At 72.3% G+C, this 7,075-nt stretch carries 9 protein-coding genes and 2 pseudogenes; 7 read left to right on the top strand and 4 right to left on the bottom strand.

Going from position 1 to position 7,075, the window contains the following annotated elements:
- Window positions 1-445: pseudogene (locus C1J00_RS35015) on the bottom strand (phosphoglucomutase, alpha-D-glucose phosphate-specific); the annotation flags it as partial.
- A 228-nt stretch (window positions 446-673) separates the two neighbouring features.
- Complete coding sequence (locus tag C1J00_RS35010) at window positions 674-1,102, bottom strand: hypothetical protein (RefSeq protein WP_102912976.1); 429 nt, start codon at window positions 1,100-1,102, stop codon at window positions 674-676.
- A 138-nt stretch (window positions 1,103-1,240) separates the two neighbouring features.
- Here C1J00_RS35010 and C1J00_RS35005 point away from each other — a divergent pair, with 138 nt between their 5' ends.
- Both C1J00_RS35005 and C1J00_RS35000 read left to right on the top strand, forming a co-directional pair.
- Complete coding sequence (locus C1J00_RS35005) at window positions 1,241-1,387, top strand: hypothetical protein (RefSeq protein ID WP_102912975.1); 147 nt, start codon at window positions 1,241-1,243, stop codon at window positions 1,385-1,387.
- A 109-nt stretch (window positions 1,388-1,496) separates the two neighbouring features.
- The gene (locus C1J00_RS35000; protein WP_102912974.1) at window positions 1,497-2,372 is read left to right on the top strand and encodes an SCO4651 family lipoprotein; all 876 of its coding nucleotides are present in this window, start codon (window positions 1,497-1,499) and stop codon (window positions 2,370-2,372) included.
- A 5-nt stretch (window positions 2,373-2,377) separates the two neighbouring features.
- Here C1J00_RS35000 and C1J00_RS34995 read toward each other — a convergent pair whose 3' ends face one another.
- Entirely contained in the window at window positions 2,378-3,328 is a 951-nt protein-coding gene (locus C1J00_RS34995) for a DUF1731 domain-containing protein (protein WP_102912973.1), read from the bottom strand.
- A gap of 116 nt (window positions 3,329-3,444) precedes the next feature.
- Between C1J00_RS34995 and C1J00_RS34990 the strand changes: the two genes are divergently transcribed.
- On the top strand, window positions 3,445-3,771 hold the full coding sequence (locus tag C1J00_RS34990) for an antibiotic biosynthesis monooxygenase family protein (RefSeq protein WP_031113632.1): 327 nt from the start codon (window positions 3,445-3,447) through the stop codon (window positions 3,769-3,771).
- An 81-nt stretch (window positions 3,772-3,852) separates the two neighbouring features.
- Here C1J00_RS34990 and C1J00_RS34985 read toward each other — a convergent pair whose 3' ends face one another.
- Entirely contained in the window at window positions 3,853-5,205 is a 1,353-nt protein-coding gene (locus C1J00_RS34985) for a diacylglycerol/lipid kinase family protein (protein ID WP_102912977.1), read from the bottom strand.
- A 273-nt stretch (window positions 5,206-5,478) separates the two neighbouring features.
- On the opposite strand from C1J00_RS34985, the gene C1J00_RS34980 reads away from it, so the two are divergent.
- The 4 genes and pseudogenes from C1J00_RS34980 to C1J00_RS34970 form a co-directional block, all read left to right on the top strand.
- The gene (locus tag C1J00_RS34980; protein WP_102912972.1) at window positions 5,479-5,859 is read left to right on the top strand and encodes a VOC family protein; all 381 of its coding nucleotides are present in this window, start codon (window positions 5,479-5,481) and stop codon (window positions 5,857-5,859) included.
- Between the two features lie 101 nt (window positions 5,860-5,960).
- Entirely contained in the window at window positions 5,961-6,452 is a 492-nt protein-coding gene (locus C1J00_RS34975) for a hypothetical protein (RefSeq protein WP_245936621.1), read from the top strand.
- Between the two features lie 2 nt (window positions 6,453-6,454).
- Complete coding sequence (locus tag C1J00_RS47275) at window positions 6,455-6,652, top strand: hypothetical protein (protein WP_245936620.1); 198 nt, start codon at window positions 6,455-6,457, stop codon at window positions 6,650-6,652.
- Window positions 6,653-6,806: 154 nt separating this feature from the next.
- A pseudogene (locus C1J00_RS34970) lies at window positions 6,807-7,075 on the top strand (hypothetical protein); the annotation flags it as partial.

The following is a 7,075-nucleotide window of genomic DNA, read 5'->3' as shown; positions in this document are numbered from 1 at the left end:
GGTTGTGGGAGGGCGTGACGACGACGCCGTCCGCGAGGCCGGTGGTGCGGCCGCGGTTGTGGGCGAGGATGGCGTGTGAGACGGCCGGGGTCGGCGTGTAGCCGTCCGCGTCGTCGATCAGCACGGTCACCTCGTTGGCGGCGAACACCTCCAGGGCGGTCACGCGCGCGGGCTCCGACAGGGCGTGGGTGTCCGCGCCCAGGAAGAGAGGGCCGTCGATGCCCCGACCGGCGCGGTACTCGCAGATGGCCTGGCTGGTCGCGGCGATGTGGTCGTCGTTGAACGCGCTCGCCAGCGACGATCCGCGGTGTCCGGAGGTCCCGAACGTGACGCGCTGGCCCGGATCGTCCAGGTCGGGGCGGCGCGCGTAGTACGCGGTGACCAGCCGAGCGACATCGACGAGATCCTCGGGTCCGGCCGGACTTCCCGCTCGCTCGTGCTGCATGGGCCCGCTCCTCCGTAGGGGTTGATCGTTCGCTTGCGCTCTCATCCTTCCTCTTCACAGTGGTGCCGCGCGAGAGGGGCACCCCTGTGAGGCCTGGATGCGCGTCGGCCCACGGGGCCGGAGGCGGTCCCGAGCACGAGGAGGCGGCGCCACGGACCACCGGAACCCCGGTGGCGCGCCGCGCCGCCTGCTCCCCTCGTGCCGGCACGTCCTTCGCGCCGGCCGTGCTCAGATCCGCCCGCCGGTGAGCCGGGTGAGGGGGCCGTGCGCGCCGCGTTCCGAGCGGCGTCCGACGGCGTAGGACGCGGCGCTCAGGGCGGTCAGGCCCGCTCCGACACCCGCTGCCACGAGCTTGCGGTGGGCGATGACCGTCCAGGCCGTCTTCGCCGTGGTGGCGACGTGGCCGGAGGCCGTGACGACCGCCTGGCGGCCCGCCTCGACGCCCTTGGCCGCGGTCTGTGCGGCCGCCTTCGCCGTCTCGGCACTGCGCTCTGCTCCGGACCTGGCCGCTGACGCCGCGTCACCGGCCTTGTCCGCGGCACCCTTGGCCGCCTGGGACGCGGGCGCGGTCGCCTTGTCCGCCGTGCGGCGGGCCTTGGACTCGGCGGTTCGTACGGTGGCCGGCTTCTGATTCGTGCGCTTGTTCTCTTCAGTCATGGACACCGACTTGCCTCTGACTCCGGCGGCAAACACATTCGGTCGCGCACCGACCGGGCGGGAGTGGGCCTGAGCACCGTGCCGGAGGGGTAGGGGCACTACAGACAAGCGACGTCACCACCGGAAGGAAGCCGCGTCATGGCCGGAATGCTGGATCGCATCAAGCAGTTCGCCCGGAGCCCGCAGGGGCGACGGGCCGTGGAGCAGGCACGCCGGGCCGCCGCCGACCCCCGCAAGCGGGCCCAGGCCCAGCGTCTGCTCGGCAAGCTCAAGGGCCGCCGCTGACGGCGTGCGCCCATTCCTCCCGGTATCCAACTCCTCGGACGCACAGGTGTGTTCATGCCCGGATTGGGCACTTGGGCCGCACCACACGCACCTGGGAGGAGCTGATTCGATGAGCAGGGCGGGAAACGGCAGGCGGGTCTGTGCCTTAGGCGTCGCCGGGGCCCTGGCGGGCACGGTACTGGTCGGCTGCGGCGACGACGGTGACTCCGGCGACGGCGCGCGGGGCACCTCGGCGGCTTCGAGCGCCGGCGCCCGGGAGCAGGGTACGCAGGCGGTGCGGTCGGCCTACGACAGGACGGCCGAGGAGGACACCGCCAAGGTGAAGCTGCGCGTGCGGACCTCGGCCCAGGGCGCCTCGCAGACCGCGAACGGGCAGGGCGCGGTGGACCTGGACGACGGCGACAGCGTCATGACGCTCACGGTGCAGGGGCAGCGGATCGAGCAACGCGTGATCGACCAGGTCCTCTACCAGAAGCTGCCCAAGGGGCAGGCGCCCGGCGGCAAGCCCTGGATCAAGATCGACCTGGGGAAGGTCGCCGCACAGCAGGGCGTGGACGGCCGGTCCATGAGTGATCCGGCGCAGTCCGCGGCGTACGCCAAGGCGATCACCGACAAGGACGTGACGAAGAAGGGCACGGCCACGGTCAACGGCGTGAAGACCACGCACTACCGCGTCTCCGTCGACGTCGCCGGGCTTCCGGGCGGCGACACTCTGCGCAAGCAGGTCGGCCCCAGTCTGCCGATGGACGTGTGGCTGGACGACGAGGGGCGGATGCGCCGTCAGCAGATCGACATGACCGTCAAGGCCCCGGAGGCGACGCAGCGGTCCTCCGCGTCCGGCTCGTCCGCGCCCGGGAAGGTCACCGTGCGCACGGTCATGGACTTCACCGACTTCGGTACCGAGGTGGAGGCCGACGAACCGCCGGCCGGGCAGGTCACCGACATGACCGGCAAGGCCCTGGAGCAGGGCAAGCGGCAGAGCTGACCGGGTCACCCCGCCGCACGGCCGCGGAGGCGTCGTACGAGGTCGTCCGCGGCCTGCGGCCACTCGGGGCGATCGAAGGCGAAGCCCGCTTCGAGCAGGCGGCCCGGGACGACTCGGCGGCTCTTCAGCAGCAGTTCGGTGTCCGAGCGCAGGACGAACGCGCCGATCTCCGCCATCCAGCGCGTCGCGGGCAGGCCCGCGGGGATGCCCGACGCGGCCCGCAGGGCGCGCATGAAGGCGCACTGCGGCACGGGACCCGGCGCGGCGAGGTTGACCGGTCCCTCGATGTCGTCCCGGGCGACGAGGAACTCGACCGCCCGGACGAAGTCCCGGTCGTGGATCCAGGACACGTACTGGGCGCCACCGGCGACCGGGCCGCCGAGTCCCAGCCGGGCCAGCCGCAGCAGGACGTCGAAGACGCCTCCGCGGTCCGGGCTCATCACCATGGCGGCGCGCAGTGCCACCTTCCGGGTGTGCGGGGTCCCGGCCACCTCCTGCTCCCGCTCCCAGGCCTTGGCGATGCCGACGCTGTACCCCCAGTAGCCGGGGACGTCGGGTTCGGTGCCGCCGATCACGCCGGTGACCTCGTCGTTGGCCGCGTCGAAGCGGTGGGCGTACACGGTCGCGGTGCTCATCTGCAGCCAGAGCCGGGGCGGCCGGTCCGCGGCGGCGATGGCCTCCCCCACGACCCGGGCGGAGTGGATCCGCGAGTCCGTCATCTGCCGGAGGTTGGCGGGCGTGTAGCGGCAGTTCACGCTCCGGCCGGCCAGGTTGACCACGACGTCACAGCCGTCGATCTCGGCTGCCCAGGGCCCCGGGCTGACGCCGTCCCAGTGCACTTCGCCGGGCCCGGAAGGGTGCCTGCTGAGCACCACGACATCATGTCCCGCCGCGCTCAGCGCGCGCTTCAGGACCGTGCCGACCTGTCCGGTGCCACCGGGCATCACGAACTTCATGAAGGTCTCCCCCTCGACGTGTGAGAACGACCCTAACTCATTTTGAACGCGTTCAAAACTTTGCGAAGGGGCGGGGCTTAGCCTGCGCAGACGCGCCGTCGGGCAAGATGGGGCCCATGAGCGTAGTCAAGATCAACGTGCTGACCGTGCCCGCCGAGCAGCGGGAGACGCTGGAGAAGCGGTTCGCCTCCCGTGCGCACGCCGTCGAGAACTCCGACGGGTTCGAGTGGTTCGAGCTGCTCCGCCCGGTGGAGGGCACCGACACCTACCTCGTCTACACACGGTGGCGTGACGAGGAGTCGTTCCAGGCCTGGATGGAGGGGCCCATGAAGTCCGCGCACCAGGGCGGCGGCGAGGGCGGCGAACGGCCGAAGCCGGCGGCGAGCGGCTCGACGCTGTGGTCCTTCGAGGTGGTGCAGCAGGCCGGGCCGAAGGAGGCCTGACCGACGGCGAGACGTACGAGGTCCCCCGTGCCGCGGGCACGGGGGACCTCGTACGTCTCGTGGGTGCCGGTACGGCGGCACTCAGGTCCGGCGGGAACGGGTGGGCACGGCGGTGCGGCCGACCGCGGCCGCCAGTTTGCGCAGCCGGCGCCAGTCGAGCCGCGGGGGTGCCTCGGGTACTCCGGGCCGGTTGCGTGGCACCCGCACTCGCAGGGCGCGGCGGGCGATGCGGCAGTGGACGGGGGCGGGCATGGTGAGCGCCTCGCCGTCCAGGCCGACCTCCAGCTGCGGCTCGTCGGCGTCGATGACGACGCGCTGGGCGGTGAGCACGGTGAGCCCTTCCGGGCGCGGGGACAGCAGGAGTTCGGCCGCTTCCACGGCGCTGTCCACGCGGACGGCGAGCACGCCCAGCCGCCCGGAGTCGAGCCGCTCGCGCCGGCCGAGTCCGAAGGGGTCGTCCATGCGGTAGGCGTTGTTGCTGACCAGGATCGCCTGCGGGTCGGCGACGATGATGCCGTCGGCTGTGGCCGTCAGACGCGGACCGCTCTGCCGGGTGAGCAGTTCGGGCAAGCGCTCCAGGGCCGCGCCCACCTTGTCCTCGCGGTAGCCGGGGCTCTGGACGACGGCCCCGTACACGCCGAACGAGGCGTTGTTGACGAACGGGCGGCCGTCGGCGAACCCGAGGTCGACGCGGAGTTCGACGCCGTCGGTGAGGGCGTCGAGGCAGGTGGAGGGGTCGTCCCGGTCCAGGCCGAGGTCCATGGCGAAGTGGTTGCGCGTTCCGGCGGCGATGACGAGGAACGGCAGGCCGTGTTCCGCGGCGACGGCGGCGACCAGCGCCTGGGTGCCGTCGCCGCCCGCGACGCCCAGGAGGTCCGCTCCGTCGGCCACGGCGGCTTTGGCCAGGGCGGTGACGTCCTGGTGCTGGTCCGGGTCGAGCAGGACGACCCGGGCGCCGAGCGCCTCGGCCTTCTCCTGCAGGTTGAACTTCCCGACCTTGCCACCGCCGGAGCGCGGGTTGAGCAGCAGGAAGGGACGCAGTGGCGGTGGCGTGCGGTACTCCTTGACGCGCACGGCCCGCAGGCCCGTGCTGCGCAGGGCGTAGCGTCCGCTCCAGACCGCCGCGCACCACAGGAGCAGGGACAGGACGACCACCCACAGCAGGTTCGCCGCAGCGAAGGCCGTGACAAGGCCGGCGGGCGCGACGACGGCCAGCGCGGCCGACGCGATGCGGGCCGCTCCCCGCCGTGACAGGGCCCACCAGACCGCGGCCGCGGTCAGGGCGAGTCCCGCGAGGCCCGCCGCCAGCAGGAGCAGCCCTCGCAGTCCGCCGGAGACGAGCGGCAGCAGGGCCGCCAGGGCGGCCGCGGCCAAGGCGCCCCTGGCCGCCCATCTCTGCCGGCGGTGAAACCGTTCGTCCATCGCCGATCCCATCTCGTCCCTCCGCTCGAAGGCCGGCGCGGGCGGATCCCCGAGACCGTGCCCGGCCGTGACCATCGTGCCCGCCGACGCGTCGGCTCCGCCACTGCCGTCCTGGATGGCTCCCCCCGCCGTGGGGCGTCAGACGCGAAGATCCACCGGGGCGGAGCCACCGGTAGCGTACGCGGCCTCGTGAGCGCGTTTCCCCGCGCCGGGGGGCGTTGACCTCCGGCATCGAAAGCCGCAACCCGGTGGCGTGCGGCGTGAGGATCAGGAAGGCTCGCACGCATGGTCTCGGTACTGCAGAACGTGGCGATCGACTGTGCGGATGCCTACGAGCTGGCCCGCTTCTGGAGCAGGGTGACCGGCCGTCCGCTGCATCCGGAGGACAGACCGGGTGACCGGGAGACTCAGGTGGTGCTCGCGGAGGGGCCGGTGCTGCACTTCAACCAGGTCCCCGAGGCCAAGACGGTCAAGAACCGGATCCATCTGTGCCTGCGCCCGGAAACCTCGCGCGAGCAGGAGGTGGACCGGCTGCTGGGCATCGCCACCTTCGTCTCCGATCACCGCAACCCCGATGGTCCGGGCTGGGCGATCCTCGCCGATCCCGAGGGCAACGAATTCTGCGTCCTGCGCAGTGAGTCCGACCGGGCCGCCATGAACTCCTGATCACCCGGCCGGAGAAACCCCGGCCCGGCACGAGGGCGGCCGGGTAAGCTCACCTGCTGATCATCGGCCGACACGAACAACAGGGGGGCTCCGTGCGGGCCATGGCCACCGTGACGACGACCGCGCTCTGCCTGCTGGCGAGCACGGCCCTGGCCGGGTGCGGAGCCGGCGGCACCGGTGAGACCAGATCCGCCGGCGACCTCCTCGACGATGCCAACGCGAGGATGCGGAAGCTGAAATCGGTCACCGTCGACATCACCAACCTCACCACGGGCGGCGGCACGGTCACCAGCCACCTCGTGACGGACCTGGACGACCGGTGCAGGTCCACAACCACCTGGTCCGGCGGCGGCGTCCTGGAGCAGATCCGGCTGGGCACGACCGACTACGTCCGTCCGAACCGTGCCTACTTGCAGAAGTGGAAGAAGAAGCCGGGCGTCACCGGCGAGCAGAAGCTGTGGGTGAAGACGCCCGTGGACCCGGCCTCGTCGGGCGGCGACGGACTCACCTCCTGCGAACGGCCCTTCGACTCGTTCGGTACGGCGAAGAAGGGGGACTCCACCCGCGTCGGTGACACCAGGCCCTCGAGGTGATCGTGACCGACAAGGCGGACAAGGAAGGGACGTACACCTTCTACGTGGCCGAGGAGGGCGAGCCGTACGTGCTGAAGACTGTGTACAAGAGCGCCGCGCAGCTCACCACCACGTCGTTCAGCGGTTTCGACGAGCCGCTGGACCTGCGGGCGCCGCGGCCCGGTGAGGTTCTGAGCGCCGGGAGCGTGAACACCCGCTGAAGGGCAGCGCTTTCCGCTGAACGGCAGCGCTTTCCGTTGGACTCCAGGCGGCAACCGGCCGAGTGGGACGAATCGTCACACCAGGGCTTGACGGGGCGGAGCCGGGCTCGGCCTACTGGAAGCCGAAGCCGAAGCCGGCCGAGTCGGGGGTCTGATGGTGCGGCGGCGTTGGGCAGCGGCGGTGGGCCTGGTGGCCTGCCTGCTGACGCTGCTGCACGCCATCACCCCCGGGCTCGCGGACGCGGCGCGCTCGGCGGTGCCGGTCCTGACGGCGGACGCAACGCGGCCGGGCGCGGTTGTGAGTGCCGGGGCCGAGACGGCCGAGGAGCCGTGTCCGTGTGAGCAGGAGCCGTCCGGGCGGCAGCTCGCGGCGCGGGTGCCGCGGGCCGCGGCGACCGGGGTGGGCCCGGTGATGACCGGGGC

Origin of the sequence: Streptomyces cahuitamycinicus (assembly GCF_002891435.1) — a bacterium.
GTDB lineage: Bacteria > Actinomycetota > Actinomycetes > Streptomycetales > Streptomycetaceae > Streptomyces > Streptomyces cahuitamycinicus.
Note: the sequence above shows the minus strand (reverse complement) of the source record. Positions and strands in the feature narration are given on the sequence as shown.

Bases quoted from the DNA above. Each gene is read 5' to 3' on its own strand.
- C1J00_RS34990 (WP_031113632.1), top strand. From the start codon at position 3,445: ATGAGCGTAGTCAAGATCAACGTGCTGACCGTGCCCGCCGAGCAGCGG.
- C1J00_RS35000 (WP_102912974.1), top strand. From the start codon at position 1,497: ATGAGCAGGGCGGGAAACGGCAGGCGGGTCTGTGCCTTAGGCGTCGCC.
- C1J00_RS34995 (WP_102912973.1), bottom strand. From the start codon at position 3,328: ATGAAGTTCGTGATGCCCGGTGGCACCGGACAGGTCGGCACGGTCCTG.
- C1J00_RS34975 (WP_245936621.1), top strand. From the start codon at position 5,961: ATGGCCACCGTGACGACGACCGCGCTCTGCCTGCTGGCGAGCACGGCC.
- C1J00_RS34980 (WP_102912972.1), top strand. From the start codon at position 5,479: ATGGTCTCGGTACTGCAGAACGTGGCGATCGACTGTGCGGATGCCTAC.
- C1J00_RS35005 (WP_102912975.1), top strand. From the start codon at position 1,241: ATGGCCGGAATGCTGGATCGCATCAAGCAGTTCGCCCGGAGCCCGCAG.
- C1J00_RS34985 (WP_102912977.1), bottom strand. From the start codon at position 5,205: ATGGGATCGGCGATGGACGAACGGTTTCACCGCCGGCAGAGATGGGCG.
- C1J00_RS35010 (WP_102912976.1), bottom strand. From the start codon at position 1,102: ATGACTGAAGAGAACAAGCGCACGAATCAGAAGCCGGCCACCGTACGA.